The organism is Novosphingobium percolationis, assembly GCF_020179425.1.
Lineage (GTDB): Bacteria > Pseudomonadota > Alphaproteobacteria > Sphingomonadales > Sphingomonadaceae > Novosphingobium > Novosphingobium percolationis.
The window spans coordinates 204,212-220,151 of sequence record NZ_JAILYM010000006.1; the positions used below are offsets into that span (position 1 = coordinate 204,212).

The window sequence follows — 15,940 nt, forward strand, 5'->3', positions numbered from 1 at the left end:
GGGTCCTCGGGAGTGTTCAGGCAGCCACGTATCCGCCGCCCAGCGCACGGATCAGCTGGACGTTGACGGACAGCGCGCGCGCTTGCAGGTCGGCGAGCAGGCGACGGCTGGCGAGCAGCGCGTCTTCTGCGGAAATCACGGAAAGATAGGGCGAAAGCCCGCCCTCGTAGCGGCGGCGGGCGAGGGCGTGGGCTTCCTGCGCGGCGTCCACCGCTTCGCGCGCGGCGATCAGCTGCTGTGCCACCGCGCGCTGCGAGGCGACGGCGTCGGCCACTTCGCGCACCGCGCGCACCAGCGTCTCGTCATATTGCGCCACGGCCTCGTCATAGTCGGCGCGGGCCACGCGATAGTTGCCCGAAAGCCGTCCGCCCTGGAAGAGCGGCAGGCTGATCGCCCCTCCAGCCTGTCCGATGTCAGAGCCGCTGGCGGTGATCTGGCCCAGTCCCAGCGACTGCAAGCCGACGAAGGCCATCAGGTTGACGTTGGGATAGAATCCCGCGCGCGCCACCGTGATCCGGGCTGACGCCGCTTCGACCCGCGCCCGCGCGGCAGCGATATCGCCCCGACGTGCGACCAGTTCCAGCGGCAGCTGCGCGGGCAGGGCAATTGCGCTTGCGGTCCCGGTTGGCGGTGCGATCGTCGCTCCCCGTTCCGGCCCGGCACCAAGCAGTGCCGCCAGTGCATTGCGTGACAGCGCCACGGCTTCATCCGCGCTCGCCAGATCGGCGCGCGCTGTCGCCACCGCCGCTTCGGCCTGCCGCAGTTCGGCACGGGTATCGAGGCCGTTGGCCACGCGCCGCCGCACCAGCCCCGCCGTATCCTCGCGCAAGCGCAGCCCGGCTACGCGCACCTCGCGTTCGGCACTGGCGCGGCCAAGATCGGCCCAGCCGGCCGCCACCGCCGTCGCCAGCATCAGCCGCGCGGTGCGCGCCTCGATCTCGGCCGCTTCACGCTCGGCCTTGGCGGCGCGCAGCGCGGCGCGGTTCTTGCCGAAGAAGTCGATCTCGTACGAAAGGTCGAGGCTTGCCCGTGCGGTGTCCTGCCAGCCGTGCGGCACGAACTGCGCGGGAAAGCCGTTGTTGTAGCTCTGTTTGGTCCACCCCGCGTTGGCTGATGCCGATGCGGCCGGCAGCAGCGCCGCACCAGCCGCTTGCGCATAGCCGGCTGCGCGGCGGGCGCGGGCGTCGGCCACGGCAAGGCTGGGCGATCCGGCCAGCGCTTCTTCCACCAGCGCGGATAGCTGCGCGTCGCCATAGCCGTTCCACCAGTTTTCCTGCGGAAACGATGCCTGGTCCGCTCCCGTGGGAAGGCCGGCGGCGAGGGGCGCGGCCGCGCGTGGCTCGGGGCGCGCGCCAAGCTCGGGCGGCGTTGCGCAGGCGCTCAGCGCCAGTAGCAACAGCGCCGGAGCGGCGATCCTGACGGGGGTGGGGGCGGGCTGGGAAAGGGGCATGGAAACCACGGTCCGAAGGGTGTACAGATCGGTCACTAAATGCGGAAGAGCCGACTTGATCCTGCGGTGTCAAGCGCTATCTGTACAGCATGGTCACTAACTGCAGGCTGGGCCGCGCATCACCCGATGAACGCCGCGAGCATATCCTTGATGTCGCATCGGAAGTCTTCGTGTCCGAAGGCTATGGCGCGGCGTCGATGGCCAACATCGCCGCCCGGCTGGGCGGGTCGAAAGCCACGCTGTACAAGTATTTTCCGTCGAAGGAGGTGCTGTTCGCGGCTATGCTCGCGCGCAAGTGCGAAGGCGTTCTCGCTCCGTTGCGCGCGGTCGGCATCGAGTCCTCGGATTTCGAGACCTACCTTGCCGAATTCGCGAATCGCTACCTCGAAGCCTTGCTCGAACCCGAAGCGATCGAGGTGTTCCTGATGATCCAGGCGGACGGTGTGCGCTTTCCGGAAATGTCGCGCCAGTTTTTCAGCACCGGCCCCGAAACCGTCTATCGGGAATTGAGCGCGGCCATTGCGGGGTTTGCCCAGCGTGGGGTGATCATCTGCGCCGATCCCCGTCTTGCCGCCGAACAATTCCTCGGCGCCGTTCGCGCCGATCTGCACATGCGCGCCACGCTAGGCATGTTGCAGCCGTCGGACAAGGCCGACGTGGCGCGGCAGGCTGCCCATGCGGCCCGTGTCTTCGCGCGCGGCCTGTCCCCGGACTGACTTGTACCGGCCTGACTTTTGCCGGATCAATCAGAACAACTCGATCTTCCGGTCGGTCTCGTGCGGGGTTTCGTCGCCCGCGACGATGGCGCTGTGGACGTGGCGCTGGCTCTCCATCACGTAGTCCTGCCGCTGGTCCTCCAGAATATCCAGCAGCGAACGGACCGGGGGGGCGCCGCTGGTGGAGCGGGCCACCAGGTCCTCCAACTCGCGCAAGGCGTGGAATACCTGCTCCAGCCGCTGGCGCATCACGTCCTGGAATTGCAGGCTGCCGAGGATCTCCGACAGCGCGCCGACAATCTCGCGGTGGCCGCCGTCGAGCGTCTGGATCACGCGGTCCAGATCGGCACCGCCCGCGACGAGACGGGCCTGCGCGCCGCGCAATTCATCGATCAGCTGGTCGAGCCCGCCGGCCTCCTTCTGGCGGTCGGGCATGGCGGCGGTGATGCTGGCATGCATCCGTTCTGCAAAGCCGTTGATGTTCACGCCCACTTCGCGCGCGCTGTCGGCGGTCTGCCGCGCCAGCGAGCGCATTTCCGACGCGATCAGCCCGAAGGCGACGCCGGCCGCACCGCGGTGCTGTGCCTCCACCGCCGCGTTGACCGACAGGAAGAAGGCCTTGTCCGCGATCGTGCTGATCACCTCGACGCTGGAGCGCAGGCCCTGGAATTCGTCCGCCAGCGCCTGCAGTCCGGCAAAGTTGCGCTCGATGATGCGGTCGCGCTCGGCGAGCATGTGGGCCAGCCGCGCGACGATCTCGCCAGGGACCTCGGCGGCCTGCCTGATGGTGTCGGCCCCTGCGACAGAGGCATGGATGCGGTCGCGCTGCCCCTGCGACAGCGCATCGATCGAGCGTACGCGATCCACCACCGCGACCACCCCCTGCGCCACGTCCTGCTGGATGCCCTCGATCTGGCCGCACAGCGTCTCGACGAAGGGCTGCACGGCTTGCAGGTCGGCCAGAACCGGCGGCGGAATGGCAAAGGGATCGTGCAGAAAGGCAATCTTGGTCTGCTCGTCGTGCGTCTCAGGCGCGTCCTCGCGCGGCTCCACCGCAGAAACGCTGAGCGCTTCGGGCAGGGCGAGCAACCGGGTCGCCAGCACCGCCGCCACCGTGCCCGCCAGCCCCGCCATGCCGCAGGTCCACCACGCATGAACGCCCGCTGCCGCCAGCACAGGGAGGCCCAGCACCAGCCGCAGCCGCAAGAAGCGCGCGCGCGCGTCCACCGCGCGTCAGGCCGCCAGCGGCAGCACCTGCCGGATCACGCCCAGCAGGTCGGGGCCGGAGATCGGCTTGACCAGCCAGCCAGTCGCGCCCAGCCGTCGGCTCTCGTCGCGCTTGGCGCGTTCGCTTTCGGTCGTCAGCGTCAGGATCGGGGTGAAGCGGCAACCTGCAAGGCTGCGCGCGTTGCGGATGAAATCCAGCCCGCCCATGTTCGGCATGTTGATGTCGGTGATGATGAGATCCGGCCGCAGCCCGCCGTTCAGCGCCGCAAGCGCCCGCGCCCCGTCGCTGGCGGCTTCCACGCGATACCCGTTCATTTCCAGCGTGGCGCGCACGCTCATGATCATGGTCGGGGAATCGTCGACGATCAGGATGGTCTTTGGCATTGTCCGCGTTCCCTCATCGCTGGCATCCCCCCTTGTGGCAGGTCGCGCGGTCTTCCGTCCGCCGACGTCTGTCCAGGATGCCGTGTTCACCTTGCACCGGATGGGTGACTCGACCCGGTGCGACGGCAGGGTGCCGTCAGGCCTGCTTTTGCGCCCGCAAGGGCCAAGGCATCCTTGCGGATCTGGCTTAAGGTCGACCGGTAACGACCGCCGCGCGACTACGTAGGGCGCGCAAGCTGGTGCCCTCGGGGTGGACAAACGGAGGGAGGTGTTAACCATTGTGCAGGCGTTAGCGGCGATGTCCTCGCCATGACCAAAGCGCACGGAACGCCCGCCCTTTTCGCGTTGGGTGAGGTTGCCGCAGCCACCGGCCTTGGCGCAGACGTCCTGCGCGCGTGGGAGCGGCGTTACGGTTTTCCCGTTCCGCTGCGCGATGCGCGGGGGCGCAGGGGCTACCCGCGCGACCAGGTCGAGCGGCTGGAACTGGTGCGCCGACTGGTCGATTCGGGCGAACGGCCCGGTCAGATCATGACGCTCCAGATGGCGGAACTGCAGGCACGTGCGGCGCGCTTGCCGCATGTCGCGGGGCAGCACAGCGTCGCGATCGGCTATTCCGCGGATGTCGAGGAAGCCTTGCGCTTCGTCATCGAGGACCGGCCCGAGGCGCTGGCTGATTTGCTCCACCGTCACCTTGCGCGGCACGGCGGGCGCGGCTTCGTGATCGGCATTGCCGCGCCGCTGACGGCCGCCGTGGGAGAGGCATGGCGCGATCAGCGCATCCCCGTTTTCCGCGAACATGCCTTCACTCACGTGCTGCATCGCGTGCTGGCCATGGCCGCGCGCGGTCTCGGCAAGGCCGATGGCCCGCGGATGTTGCTCACAACGGTCCCGGGCGAAGCCCATGGCCTGGGCCTCGCAATGGTCGAGGCGATACTCGTGCTCGAAGGGTGCCACTGCGTGCCGCTGGGGCTTGAAACCCCGCCTGCGGACATCGCTGCGGCAGCGCTTGCGCACCGGGTCGACGTGGTGGCGCTGTCGTTCTCGTCCTTCTTCGGTGCGCGTCAGGCGGTGCGCATGCTGATGGACGTGCGGGCGCGGCTCGACCCCGGCATCGCGATCTGGGCGGGTGGCGCGTGCAGTGGTCTGGCCCAGGTGCGCGATCCCGGCATCGCCCGCTTTACCGACCTTGCCGCGATCACGCCTGCGCTCGAAGCGCTGCGCCTGCGCGACTGATGGTTCAGAACAGCTCGATCTTTGGCGCGGTGGCGGCGGCTTCCCCGCGATGCGCGGCGCGTTGCTGCTCCATCACGTAGTTCTCCAGGATCGAGGACAGGCACGTCGCGATCGAGCTGTCGGGCGGCGCGCCTTCGTTGATGATCGCGTTCGAAAGCGACACGAAATGGTCGGATATCATCGACAGCGCGCGGCTGACCTGTTCCAGCTGCTGGCGCGCAACGTCCTGGAACTGGATCGAACCGCACAGCGTGTTGAGCGGCGCGCGCATCGCGTCGCTGCGCCGGTGGACCTCGGCGATCAGCGCGGCCTGGAAGTCGTTAAGCAGCGCCATGTGGCGTGACAGCTTTTCGAAACTGTCCTGCAGTTCCTGCGCGCGGGCATCATCAGAGCGCTTCTGCGTCGAAACGCGCGCCATCAGGTCGTCGCCGACCAGCCGGTCCATCTCGTTCAGCTCGACGTTGAGGTTCTGCGCAAGGCCTCCCGTCTGGGTCGCCAGCGCCCGGATTTCCTCGGCGATCACCTCCAGCCCGGTATTCTTGCCCAGCCCGGCGATGCGGATGCGCGCATTGATCGCCAGCAGGTCGGTATAGCGGCGGATGTCCTCGATCTCGCCCAGGTGGCCGCGCATCTTCAGCGACAGCGCGCGCACCGTGGTCAGGCTCTCGCGGATCTCGCTCTGCGTCGCGTGATGCTGGCGGATCAGGTCGGCGATCACGGTGCGCCCGGTATCCACGCTGACCCGCAGGGTCTCGGTGGCGTCGAGCAGCGCATCGGACTGCATCGTGTCGCCCACGTGCCGCACCAGCCCGGTGACGCTGCCTTCGATCTCCAGCGCCTGGCCAAGGATGTTCTCGGCGGCGTCCTGCGTCTCGGTGCAGACGTTGCTGAGATGGTGCTGCATGATCTCGACGAAGCCGGCATAGCTCTGCATCTCCTCCACCAGCGCCATGGTGTGCGGGTGGATACGATGGAAGCGGCTGTCGCGCGGGGTCAGCGCGATGATTTCACCCTGCGGTCCTGCGTGCGTGTCGGCGTCATCCTGCGCGGAAACGTTTGCCGTTTGCGGCGCGAGGTCGGCCAGCGCAACCTTGGCACCTTGGTCCTCCTCGACCAGCGGCGCCGGGCGGCGGCGGAACAGTCGCGACAGCAGCGCCAGCATCGTCAGGCCCCCGGAACCATCTGCTTGACGACTGCGATCAGGTCGTCGGGCTGCACCGGCTTGACGATCCATCCGGTTGCCCCGGCGCTGCGCGCTTCCTGACGCTTGTCGAGCGAGGATTCCGTGGTCAGCATCAGGATCGGGGTGAACCGGGTCTGCGGCAACTGGCGCAACGAGCGGACCAGGTCGATGCCGTTCATCGCGTGCATGTTGAGGTCGGTGATGACGAGGTTGGGGCGCCCTCCACCGTGCAACACGCGCAGCGCGGCTTCGCCGCTGTCGGCCTTGACCACGCCATAGCCGGCGCGCATCAGGATCGCTTCCATGCTCATCAGGATGGTCGGAGAATCGTCGACGACCATGACGGTTTTCATGATGCTGTGGCCTTCCTGGTGCGACGGTTGCGCGGTGATGTCGTGGCGGCCTTCGCGGCAGGCGCGCGTTTCGGACGCGGGGAGGGCGCAGGCTGCACCGGCGGCATCACCGGCGCCAGCCAGCGCGCCAGCAGGGCATCGACAGGGGCCGCCCGCAGCGGCGGCGTCAGCGCCATGATCGTCTGCAGCAGTGCGCTGTGCAGGCCGGTGCAGGCGGCAAGGTCGATCCCGCGCGCGCGGTCGGCCAGCAGCCACTCGGTCAGTTCCGCAGCTTCCTCGACCACGCACTGGCCCTCCAGCATCGCGCAGTCCCCGGCATAGGTTACCGGCATCACAGGATCTCCTTCAGGTTGAGCACCAGCAGCACGCGGCCGTCGCCCAGTACCGCCGTCCCCGAAAACCCGCTCAGGTTGGTCAGGATGCCCGAAAATGGCTTGAGGATGATGTCCATGCCCGTGCCGAAGTCGTCGATCACCAGCCCGATCAGCGCATTGGCGACCCGCAGGATCAGCACCGATTCCAGCGCCGGGCGGTGTTCCTCCATCGCCAGCATCGTGCGCAGCCGCGCGATCGGCACCACCTGGTCGCGCAGCACCACGGCTTCGCTGGCCTTGAAGCGCCGGATGGCCTGCGGCTCGATCCGCACCGTCTCGACCACCAGGTCCATCGGCACGCCATAGAGCTGACCGGCCATTTCCACGGTCAGCACGCGCGTCACGGCCATCGACAGCGGCAGCTTCATCTGCACCGTCGTTCCATGTCCGGGACGGCTGTCCAGCGTCACCTGTCCGCCGAAGCGTTCTACCACTGTGCGCACCGCATCCATGCCGACGCCGCGCCCCGACAGGTCCGATATCGCCTCTGCGGTTGAGAAGCCGGGCAGGAACACCAGTTGCATCGCCTGGGCATCGGACAGCTGGGCGGCGCGCTCGGCGTCGAGCAGGCCGCGCTCGACCGCCTTGGCGCGCACCTTGTCCGGATCGATCCCGCGACCGTCGTCGATCACCTCGATCACCACGCTGTCGCCATCCTGGAAGGCGCACAGCCGCAAGGTCGCGATCTCGGCCTTGCCCGCAGTGATCCGGGCCTGCGCGGGCTCGATGCCATGGTCCAGGCTGTTGCGCAGCACGTGGGTCAGCGGTTCGGCAAGCGCCTCGATGATGTTCTTGTCGGCCTCGGTGGTCTCGCCTTCGATCACGAGCCGCACCTTCTTGTCCTGCTTGCGCGCGATGTCGCGGACAAGCCGCGGAAACCGCTTGAACAGGTCGGACACCGGCATCATGCGGATGTCCATCACCGCGTTCTGCAACTGCCGCGCAATGCGGTCGATGACGGCGTACTTGTCCTTGATCTCGCGCGACAATTCGCGGCTTCCGAAGCGGACTTCGGCATCGCGCGCCAGGAACGGCAGCGCGTTCTTCGCCACGGTCAGTTCGCCGACAAGGTTCATCAGCGTGTCGACCTTGCCCTGCTCGACGCGCAGCGTGCGCTCGCCCGTCGCCTCGGCCCGATCCGGCGCCCCATCCCCCATCGGTGCGATCATCGGCGCGGCACCGGCGACCGCCGCCTCTTCCGCTGGATCTTTGCGCGCTCCGCTGCGCAGCAGGTGCGCGATGGCGGTCGCCAGACTGTCGGCATCGGCGGGGCCGTCGACCAGCGGGCAGGGCAGGTCCAGCGCGCGGCACAGGTTGCGCACGGTGGTCTCGATGTCGCCCACTTGTCCATGCCGCCCCGGCAGGTCCAGGGCGCGCGCCTGCGTTTCCAGCAGCTCGATCGCCAGCGTCGGCAGTCCAACGGGGGCGCCGCCATCGCCATCACCGTCCTTCGGCGCGTCGGCGGCAAGACTCTCCACGTCCGCCTCGATCAGCATCACGTTGTCGGGAACATAGCGGAAATGATGTTCTATTGCGTCGCGCGGGGCCCTTGCCGCCATGCGGAAGCGCAAGTTGCAGGCGAAGGGATCGAAGGCCTGCGCATCGGGCCAGTCCTGCGCGGGCACGATCTCCAGCCAGCACAGCCCGGGCGTTGCCAGCACCAGCCGCAACGGGTCTTCCCCGGCAAAGAAGCACCCTTCATCGGGAGCATAGTCGGCCAGCACCACGCTCGCCGCGTCGGGGGCCGCAGCCGCGATGGCCGAGGCCGCGCCTTGCGCCCAGGCCGGGGGGGCGTCCGCGCGCGCAGTTGCTTCGGCAACCTGCGTTGCGCCATCCAGCCCGTCCAGCCGCGCGCGATAGAGCGCGGCGAACTTGCGCGCCTCTTCGATCGAGCCCGCCGGCAGGTCGCCTTCGCTGCGGAACCGCTCGATCCACGTCGCCACGCGGTCGAGCCCGGCCAGCAGCGCGTCGGCCAGTTCGCCGTCGATCCGCAACCGTCCTTCGCGCATCGCGCCCAGCAGGTCTTCGGCGGCATGGACGAGGTGGATCAGCGCGGGCAGGTCGAACAGCCCCGCCGCGCCCTTGATCGAATGGACGCAGCGGAACAGCGCGTTGACCGCCTCTGCGTCGCCCGGATTGCGCTCCAGTGTCAGCAGCGCGGCATTGGCCTCCTCCAGCAGCGCGCGTGCTTCCTCGACGAAGCTGGCGGCAAGGTCGGCGGTCTCGGCGGCTTGCGCGGCGATTTCGGCGGGGGTGGGGGGGAGGTTCGATCTCAGGGGCATGTGACACCTGTCATCAGGTTCACCGTCGCGAGGAAGCGGACGGGGTCGATCGGCTTGGTCAGGTAGAAGTTCGCGCCCGAAAGATAAGCGCGGGTGATGTCATCGCGCCCCTGCTCGGTGCTCATCATCACCGCCGGGATCGCGCGCAGGTCCGGGTGGCGGCGCACTTCGGCCAGAAAGGCGTAGCCGTCCATCTTCTGCATGTTGATGTCGACCACGAACAGGTCGAAGCGCTGCTGCAGCGCCTGTTCCAGACCCTCCAGCCCGTTGATCGCTTCGCTCACCGCAAAGCCCGCACGCTTGAGCAGCTGCGAACAGTACAGCCGCACCGTCAGAGTATCGTCGACGATGAGGATGCGCGCGGCAGGGTTGTCCTGCATCGCCGCCGGGGCGGTTTCGGTTAGGGTCAGCGTCATGTCAGGGGCCTCTGATGGACCAGGGCTTCGGGAAACTTGCGCGGCAGGAAGATGCCTGAGATGCGGCTCATGCTCTCCGAATGGCCCAGCGCCACGAACCCGCCGGGGTTCAGCGCGTCGAAGAAGTGCTCCGCCGTCTGGCGGCGCGACAGGTCGTCGAAATAGATCAACAGGTTGCGGCAGAAGATAACGTCGATCCCGCGCACCCGCGCCATCTGGGCCGGGTCGCACACGTTGATCACGCCGAAATCGACCGAATCCCGCAGGTCCTTCACCACCTGCCAGTTGTCTGCGTCGATCTGCCGGAAATAGGTATCGCGGATGCGCTGCGACACGCGGTGCAGCGCGCGCGCCTGATAGATCCCGTTGCGTGCCCGCCCCAGCGCGCGGGTGTCGATGTCCGATGCCATGATCTCGATGTCGAAATCGCTGGCGCGCGACCAGTTTTCCAGGATTGAGATCGCGATCGAATAGGGCTCCTCGCCGGTGGAGCAGGGCGCCGACCAGATGCGGATGCGGTCGCGCCCGGCAATCTTGTGCACCGCGATCTCGTCCAGCATCCGCTTGGTCAGGCAGGTGAACTGGTAGTCCTCGCGAAAGAAATAGGTCTCGTTGACCGTCATCTCGTTGATGAGCGCCTGCATTTCCGAGCCGCCCGGCTGGAACTTCACCAGCGCGAGATATTCGCGGAAGCTGCGGCATTCGTTCGCCGCGATGCGGTCCTCCAGCCGCCGGTCGATGAAATAGCGGCGGCTGGCATCCATGCTGATGCCGGTCTTCTTGTAGAAGAAGTCGCAGAACACGGTCACGTCTTCGGCGGATATGCGCACAGCCTTGGCACCGGGGAGAACGCCGGGAGGAGGGGAAGTGGCCACCTGTCAGGCCTCGCGCAGGCGCTGCAGCGCGGTTTCGACCGCAAAGCCCAGGAACGGATCACCGGCAAAGCGCGTGCCGATCGCCGTCAGCGCGGCGGCCGCCTCGATCCTGCCGGTGCCGCCAAGCGCTTCAGCGAGGTTCGAGCAGACGTTGGCGTCGGTCTCGTGCGCGGCCAGCGCGACCAGCCAGTCGGCCGCAGCAGGGTCCTGCAATTCTGCGGCCAGCAGCACGGCGAAGATGCGCACGTCTGCGTCTTCGTCCTGCCCCAGCGACGCGAGCAGCGGCCCCGCGTGGTCCGGCATCGCCGCCAGCGTCTCCAGCGCACCGTTGCGCAAGGCGGCGTCGGCATCGGACAGCAGCACCGAAACGCCGCGCGCGGCTTCGCGCGAATTGAGCGAGGCGAGCAGCAGGAACGCGGCCTGGCGCACCAGGCTTTCCTTCTCGACGCGCAGCAGCGTCACCAGCTTGTCGACGCAATCGGCATCGCCCGCCAGCGCCTGCACCGCGCGGCGGCGTTGCACGGCGTCGGGGTGGTCCAGCCGGGGTGCATCCTCGGGCGCTGCATCAAAGGCCGCTCCATTTCCGGCGGCGCGCGCTTTCACGAGGCCCATGTCATTCTCCGTCCCCCGCGCATCGAGCGCATCCTGGTGAAAGCAACCCGTTCCAGCCGGGCGCCAATCTGCGATCCGTGCAGCACTTCGTCGGCGCCCCCGCGCTCGATCAGCGCGCGCGGCATGCCATAGACCACGCAGCTGTCCTCGCTTTCGGCGATGGTGTGCCCGCCTTGCCGGCGCAGCTCGGCCAGCTCTGCCGCACCATCGTCGCCCATGCCGGTCAGCAGCACGCCGATCAGCGAATCCGGGGTCAGCGTGCGCAGCGCGCTCGCCACGAGGCGGCTCATGCTCGGGTGCCAGGTGAAATCGCGTGAGGGCGGGGCGATCGTCGCCATCAGCCGCCCGCCGCGTTCCATCACCACCATGTCGGCATCCCCGCGCGCCAGATAGATCGTGCCGGCCTCCAGCTCGGTCTGGCGGCGCAGTTCCTCCACGCGCAGCGCGCAGCACTGGTCGAGCCGTTCGGCAAAGTGGCGGGTCACCGTGGCGGGCATGTGCTGGCACACCAGCACCGGCATCGGATAGTCGGCGCTCAGCGCGCCCAGCACGTCCTCCAGCACGGCGGGCCCGCCGGTCGATGCACCGACCAGCGTCAGCGCCTCGTTGCCGGGGCCGAAGCTGCCGATCCGGCCTCGCGCGGGGGTAGGATTGCGCAGGATCGTCTCGCGCTTGGCCACCAGCCGCTGGCGCAGTCCGTCGCTGCGCCGCACCCGCGCGCCCACCGCCGCCTTGACCTTGGCGATGATCAGGTCTTCCTGCTCGCGCAGCGCTGTCGAAACGGTGCCGCCGGGCTTGTGGACGAAGTCCACTGCCCCCAGCGCGATCGCCTCCAGCGTCGCCAGGGCGCCTTCCTCGGTCAGTGAAGAGATCATCACGACCGGCGCGGGGCACTCCGCCATCAACCGGCTCAGGCATGTCAGGCCGTCCATCTCAGGCATGTTGATGTCGAGCGTCACCACGCTGGGCCGCTCCTCGTGCGCGCGCGCCAGCGCTTCGGCGCCCGTGCGCGCGGTCACCACCTCGAATCCGCCTCGGGTCAGGATATCCCCGATCTGGCGCCGCATCAGCGCGGAATCGTCAACGACAAGGGCTTTCATGGCTGTTGCTTTCGATCCGGTCCTTCTGATGGTACTCAGGCCGCTTCGGCGGTCAGCGCGCCGTCGCCCAGCATCTGCTGCGCATCGAGCAGCAGGATCATCCGGCGCGATTCTGGCAGGTTGGCCACGCGGCGGATCACCCGGCGCTGGCGGTCCGACATGTCGGGCGCGGGCTTGATCAGGTCGCGCCGGATGCGCATCACTTCGGATACGGAATCGACGATGAAGCCGGTCTGCACGCCGCCCATCGTGAACACCACGATGCGCTGGCGGTCGTTGTGGTCCAGCGGCGGCAGATGGAACTTGGCACGCTGGTCGATCAGCGGGATCACCGCGCCGCGCAGGTTCATCACGCCACGGATATAGTCCTCGGTGCGCGGTACCTTGGCCAGATCCGCGGGCACCCGGACGATTTCCTGCACCGCCGCGATCTCGACGCCGAATTCCTCGTCCATCAGCCGGAACACCACGAACTGTTCCTCGTCGCGCGCGGCGCCTGCGGCGCGTCCCTGCGTGGCCTCGGTCATCGCCGCCATCTCCCCATCTGTTGCCTCGATCGCGCTTTCCAGCGCGCCCTCGATCGCGCGCCGGTCGAACATCGCCTCGGCCGAGAGGATCGACACCAGCCGCTTGCCCCCATCGAGGCGGCAGATCGCGGTGATCTCTGCCAGGTTCGTGTCCTCGGCCAGCATCGGCGGCATCGCATCCACCCCGCCGCGCCGCACGCGCAGCACCTCGTTCACGCGGTCGAGCACCACGCCGACGAGCAGGCTGCCATCGCCCACCGAAACCACCGCTACGCGGTTGTGATCGGCACGCTCTGCTGCGGGCAGGCCGAACAGGCGGCGCAGGCACACCACCGGCAGCAGCCGCTCACGCAACGAAATCACCCCCATCACGCTCGGCGCCGCGCGTGGAACCCGCGTCACGTTCTCGGGCAGTTGCACGATTTCGCGCACACTGTGGATCGGCAGGGCATATTCCTGCCCCGCAACCTCGAAGCTGACGAGCTGGATTTCCTCGCCCGCCGCATCGACCGATTGCGCGGCGGCCTCGATCGGCCGCACTTCGCCGCCCACCCCATCACCGCCGCTCCCGGCGCGCGCTAGCGCCAGCAGATCGAACTCCTGCTCGATCAGCCTTCCGCTGGCCAGGATCATCACCAGCCCCAGCTCGCCGTCGTCCTTGATCACCCCGCGCAGCAGGTCAGAGCGCACGCTCGTCTCCACCGCCGCGGCATCCTCGATGCGTTCTGACTCGATCGTCACCACGCTCACCACGCGGTCGACGACGATGCCGACCGGCTGGCCATGGTCGAGGATCACCACGCGGGTTGCATCGTCCGGCGGCACCGGGGCGCCGCCGAACAGGCTGCGGGTGTTGACGATCGGCAGCACCGTGCCCCGCAGGTTGGTCAGGCCTTCCAGGCTTGGCGGGGCCAGCGGCACCCGCACCACCTCGGGCAGGCGGATGATCTCCTTCACCTCGTCGAGCGATACCGCGAAGTTTTCACCGTCGACGGTGAAGATGGTGAACTGCCGCGTGGTGCGCGCGCTTGCGTCGCCCGGCGTCAGGCCCTCCGGCGGCGCGGGGACCGCATCGCCGGGGACAATTTTCGATTGGTACATGGGCTCGGCTCCTCGCGCGCTGGCGGGGTGGGATCAGGCGTTCGACTGAAGTTCGTCGGCCATCGATGCTATTTCCTCGATCGCGACGGCCAGTTCCTCGGCGCCCTGGCTCTGCTGCTTGGCCGCGCTCGCCGCCTGCGTGCTCGCCTGGTCGGCCTGCGTCGCGGCGGCGGCGATCTGGGTGATCCCGGTCTGCACTTCGGTCACCTGGCGCAGCATTTCGGCGGTGCTGTTCTGGATCGCCCGATTGCCCTGCAGAACCTCGTTCATTTCTTCGGTCACGCGGGCGAGGTCGGTCGAAATGACCTTGTTCTTTTCCACCTCGTCCAGCGCCGCCCGGCTGATCTCGTCCAGATCCCGCGCCACGTTGCTGATCTGCTCCTGGATGGTCTTGACCAGATCCTTGATGCGATCGGCGTTTTCCGACGATTCTTCCGCCAGGTTGCGGATGTCGTTGCTCACAACGGCGAAGCCCTGGCCGAATTCACCGGCACGCGCGGCTTCGACCGAGCCGTTCACCGCCAGCATGTTGGTCTTGATGCCCACGGTAGTGATCGATTCGACGATCTTGTCGATCCGGCCCGAAACCTGGCTGAGTTGCGTCACCTGGCTGCGCAGGCTTGCATTGCCATCGACCGATTCCGCCACACCCGCGATCATTTCCTCGACGGCGCTGCGGCTCTGAGCGATGAGGTTCGACACCGATTCGCCGCGCTCCAGTCCGCTCGTCGCGGCCTCGCTGGAAAGCTGGGCGCCCTTGCGGATCTGCTCCATCGCGGCGGCCGACTGGTTGGCGGCAGCCGCCGAGGTGCGCGCGCCGCCCGAAATCTGATCGATCGCCACCAGGATCTGACTGGCAGAACGGTTGATCTCCTCGACCGCCGAGGACAGTTCCTCTGCTGCCGAGGCCACTTCCTCCGCGCTTTTGCGCACGTCGGTGGAATTCTTCATGTCGTCGGCGATTTCCGCCAGGTTCTGGGCGGTTGCGTCGCTTTCGCGCAAGGCGGCGGTCTGCTGCTCCAGCGTTGCCAGCACTTCCTCGCAAGCGGCGGACTGTTCCGCCGCCGCGCTCGAAATGGCCTCGGACCCCTTCTGCGCTTCCACCACCGCCGTTTCGGATTCCGCGTTCAGGCGGGCGACATCGTTGGCGCCCGTCAGGATCGCATCCATGTCGGCGCGCAGTTCGCCCAGCTGATCGGTCACTTCCGCGCCCTTCTGCGCCTCGCTGCGCGCGGCTTCGGCGGATTGGAGGATGCCTTCGGCGATGACCTTCACTTCGGCCTGGATCTGGGCCACCAGCGACTGGATTTCGGTCGCGCTCTTTTCCGACGTTTCGGCCAGCGTGCGCACTTCGTCGGCCACCACCGCGAAGCCCTTGCCGTGTTCGCCCGCGCGCGCCGCCTCGATCGCGGCGTTCAGCGCCAGCAGGTTGGTCTGGTCCGCGATGCGCGCCACCGCCTTGACGATGTCGCCGATATTGGTCGCCTGCGCTTCCAGGTCGGTGACGATCTGCACCGATCGGGCCTGTCGTTCCGACGCCGTTTCCAGCGCGCGCACCGATGCGCCGATCTGGACGCGGTTCTCATCAAGCAACCTCTGCAGCGCGCGGGTCTTGCCCAGCGACTGGTCCGCCGCGACGCGGCAGTCGCGGATCAGGTTGCTGATCGCCGAAACGTTGTGGAGCGATTGCTGCGATGCGCTCGATGCCTCTTCGGCCCCGGCGGAAATCTGCGTCATCGCCGATTGCAGCAGGTCGAGCGCTTCGGACGCCTCGCTCACGCCGCCCGAAAGCTGCACGCTGGCCGCCGCGATGCGTTCGGCGGCCTGCTGCTGGCGGGCATAGGTGCGCGCCGCGCGCTTGCGGGCATCGGCCTCGCGCGTGGTCGGTGCCTCGGCGTTGGCCCGCGCCTTGGGCGCCCGGCGCTCGGCCAGCGCCTGGCTCGCCAGCATCCCGTGGGTGTCGGGACCGCTACCGTTCAAGTTTTCCTTCTTCACGAGGGCCATGGCCATCTCTCCGTCACGGGCACGACCGGCAGGGAGCACCGGGACTCGAACGGTCCCGGCGGCCGGCTTCGTGACGGACAATGGCGTGAAGGACTTACGCTTA

The 15,940-nt window shown here is 68.0% G+C and carries 15 protein-coding genes; 2 read left to right on the top strand and 13 right to left on the bottom strand.

Features of this window, described 5'->3' with window-relative positions; translation table 11 throughout:
- Nucleotides 1–16 precede the first annotated feature (16 nt).
- Nucleotides 17–1,450 carry an efflux transporter outer membrane subunit gene (locus K3A84_RS15965; RefSeq protein WP_225010349.1) on the bottom strand — a complete coding sequence of 478 codons (1,434 nt, stop codon included), beginning with the start codon at nt 1,448–1,450 and terminating at the stop codon, nt 17–19.
- Nucleotides 1,451–1,539: 89 nt separating this feature from the next.
- Here K3A84_RS15965 and K3A84_RS15970 point away from each other — a divergent pair, with 89 nt between their 5' ends.
- Nucleotides 1,540–2,166, top strand: a complete 627-nt coding sequence (locus K3A84_RS15970; protein WP_225010350.1) for a TetR/AcrR family transcriptional regulator — start codon at nt 1,540–1,542, stop codon at nt 2,164–2,166.
- A gap of 30 nt (nt 2,167–2,196) precedes the next feature.
- Here K3A84_RS15970 and K3A84_RS20560 read toward each other — a convergent pair whose 3' ends face one another.
- Nucleotides 2,197–3,393, bottom strand: coding sequence for a methyl-accepting chemotaxis protein (locus K3A84_RS20560; RefSeq protein WP_225010351.1), 1,197 nt, complete (start codon nt 3,391–3,393; stop codon nt 2,197–2,199).
- A gap of 6 nt (nt 3,394–3,399) precedes the next feature.
- Complete coding sequence (locus K3A84_RS15980; RefSeq protein ID WP_225010352.1) at nt 3,400–3,777, bottom strand: response regulator; 378 nt, start codon at nt 3,775–3,777, stop codon at nt 3,400–3,402.
- 309 nt (nt 3,778–4,086) lie between these two features.
- On the opposite strand from K3A84_RS15980, the gene K3A84_RS15985 reads away from it, so the two are divergent.
- Nucleotides 4,087–5,010 (top strand): MerR family transcriptional regulator, encoded by a 924-nt coding sequence (locus K3A84_RS15985; protein ID WP_225010353.1) that lies wholly within the window; start codon nt 4,087–4,089, stop codon nt 5,008–5,010.
- Between the two features lie 4 nt (nt 5,011–5,014).
- On the opposite strand, the gene K3A84_RS15990 is transcribed toward K3A84_RS15985, so the two are convergent.
- From K3A84_RS15990 to K3A84_RS16035, 10 genes are read right to left on the bottom strand one after another with little or no spacing between them, the layout of a single operon-like run.
- A complete protein-coding gene (locus tag K3A84_RS15990) occupies nt 5,015–6,172 on the bottom strand; it encodes a methyl-accepting chemotaxis protein (protein ID WP_225010354.1) in 1,158 nt (385 codons plus the stop codon).
- A 2-nt stretch (nt 6,173–6,174) separates the two neighbouring features.
- Nucleotides 6,175–6,546 carry a response regulator gene (locus K3A84_RS15995; protein ID WP_225010355.1) on the bottom strand — a complete coding sequence of 124 codons (372 nt, stop codon included), beginning with the start codon at nt 6,544–6,546 and terminating at the stop codon, nt 6,175–6,177.
- Entirely contained in the window at nt 6,543–6,878 is a 336-nt protein-coding gene (locus K3A84_RS16000) for a hypothetical protein (protein WP_225010356.1), read from the bottom strand. Before K3A84_RS16000 ends, K3A84_RS15995 begins: the two co-directional genes overlap by 4 nt.
- Complete coding sequence (locus tag K3A84_RS16005) at nt 6,878–9,202, bottom strand: chemotaxis protein CheA (protein WP_225010357.1); 2,325 nt, start codon at nt 9,200–9,202, stop codon at nt 6,878–6,880. Before K3A84_RS16005 ends, K3A84_RS16000 begins: the two co-directional genes overlap by 1 nt.
- Nucleotides 9,193–9,618 (bottom strand): response regulator, encoded by a 426-nt coding sequence (locus K3A84_RS16010; RefSeq protein ID WP_225010358.1) that lies wholly within the window; start codon nt 9,616–9,618, stop codon nt 9,193–9,195. The genes K3A84_RS16005 and K3A84_RS16010 overlap by 10 nt, the downstream gene beginning before the upstream one ends.
- Nucleotides 9,615–10,448, bottom strand: a complete 834-nt coding sequence (locus K3A84_RS16015) for a CheR family methyltransferase (RefSeq protein WP_225010359.1) — start codon at nt 10,446–10,448, stop codon at nt 9,615–9,617. The genes K3A84_RS16010 and K3A84_RS16015 overlap by 4 nt, the downstream gene beginning before the upstream one ends.
- Before the next feature lie 48 nt (nt 10,449–10,496).
- A complete protein-coding gene (locus K3A84_RS16020) occupies nt 10,497–11,105 on the bottom strand; it encodes a HEAT repeat domain-containing protein (protein ID WP_225010360.1) in 609 nt (202 codons plus the stop codon).
- Nucleotides 11,093–12,205 carry a chemotaxis-specific protein-glutamate methyltransferase CheB gene (cheB, locus tag K3A84_RS16025; RefSeq protein ID WP_225010361.1) on the bottom strand — a complete coding sequence of 371 codons (1,113 nt, stop codon included), beginning with the start codon at nt 12,203–12,205 and terminating at the stop codon, nt 11,093–11,095. Before cheB ends, K3A84_RS16020 begins: the two co-directional genes overlap by 13 nt.
- Before the next feature lie 35 nt (nt 12,206–12,240).
- A complete protein-coding gene (locus K3A84_RS16030; RefSeq protein WP_225010362.1) occupies nt 12,241–13,833 on the bottom strand; it encodes a chemotaxis protein CheW in 1,593 nt (530 codons plus the stop codon).
- Between the two features lie 33 nt (nt 13,834–13,866).
- Entirely contained in the window at nt 13,867–15,837 is a 1,971-nt protein-coding gene (locus K3A84_RS16035) for a methyl-accepting chemotaxis protein (protein WP_225010363.1), read from the bottom strand.
- Nucleotides 15,838–15,940: the final 103 nt, after the last annotated feature.

Coding starts and splice junctions, on each gene's coding strand:
- K3A84_RS16020 (WP_225010360.1), bottom strand. CDS start 11,105: ATGGGCCTCGTGAAAGCGCGCGCCGCCGGAAATGGAGCGGCCTTTGAT.
- K3A84_RS16035 (WP_225010363.1), bottom strand. CDS start 15,837: ATGGCCCTCGTGAAGAAGGAAAACTTGAACGGTAGCGGTCCCGACACC.
- K3A84_RS15965 (WP_225010349.1), bottom strand. CDS start 1,450: ATGCCCCTTTCCCAGCCCGCCCCCACCCCCGTCAGGATCGCCGCTCCG.
- K3A84_RS16030 (WP_225010362.1), bottom strand. CDS start 13,833: ATGTACCAATCGAAAATTGTCCCCGGCGATGCGGTCCCCGCGCCGCCG.
- K3A84_RS15970 (WP_225010350.1), top strand. CDS start 1,540: ATGGTCACTAACTGCAGGCTGGGCCGCGCATCACCCGATGAACGCCGC.
- K3A84_RS15985 (WP_225010353.1), top strand. CDS start 4,087: ATGACCAAAGCGCACGGAACGCCCGCCCTTTTCGCGTTGGGTGAGGTT.
- K3A84_RS16010 (WP_225010358.1), bottom strand. CDS start 9,618: ATGACGCTGACCCTAACCGAAACCGCCCCGGCGGCGATGCAGGACAAC.
- cheB (WP_225010361.1), bottom strand. CDS start 12,205: ATGAAAGCCCTTGTCGTTGACGATTCCGCGCTGATGCGGCGCCAGATC.
- K3A84_RS15990 (WP_225010354.1), bottom strand. CDS start 6,172: ATGCTGGCGCTGCTGTCGCGACTGTTCCGCCGCCGCCCGGCGCCGCTG.
- K3A84_RS15995 (WP_225010355.1), bottom strand. CDS start 6,546: ATGAAAACCGTCATGGTCGTCGACGATTCTCCGACCATCCTGATGAGC.
- K3A84_RS16005 (WP_225010357.1), bottom strand. CDS start 9,202: ATGCCCCTGAGATCGAACCTCCCCCCCACCCCCGCCGAAATCGCCGCG.
- K3A84_RS16000 (WP_225010356.1), bottom strand. CDS start 6,878: ATGCCGGTAACCTATGCCGGGGACTGCGCGATGCTGGAGGGCCAGTGC.
- K3A84_RS15980 (WP_225010352.1), bottom strand. CDS start 3,777: ATGCCAAAGACCATCCTGATCGTCGACGATTCCCCGACCATGATCATG.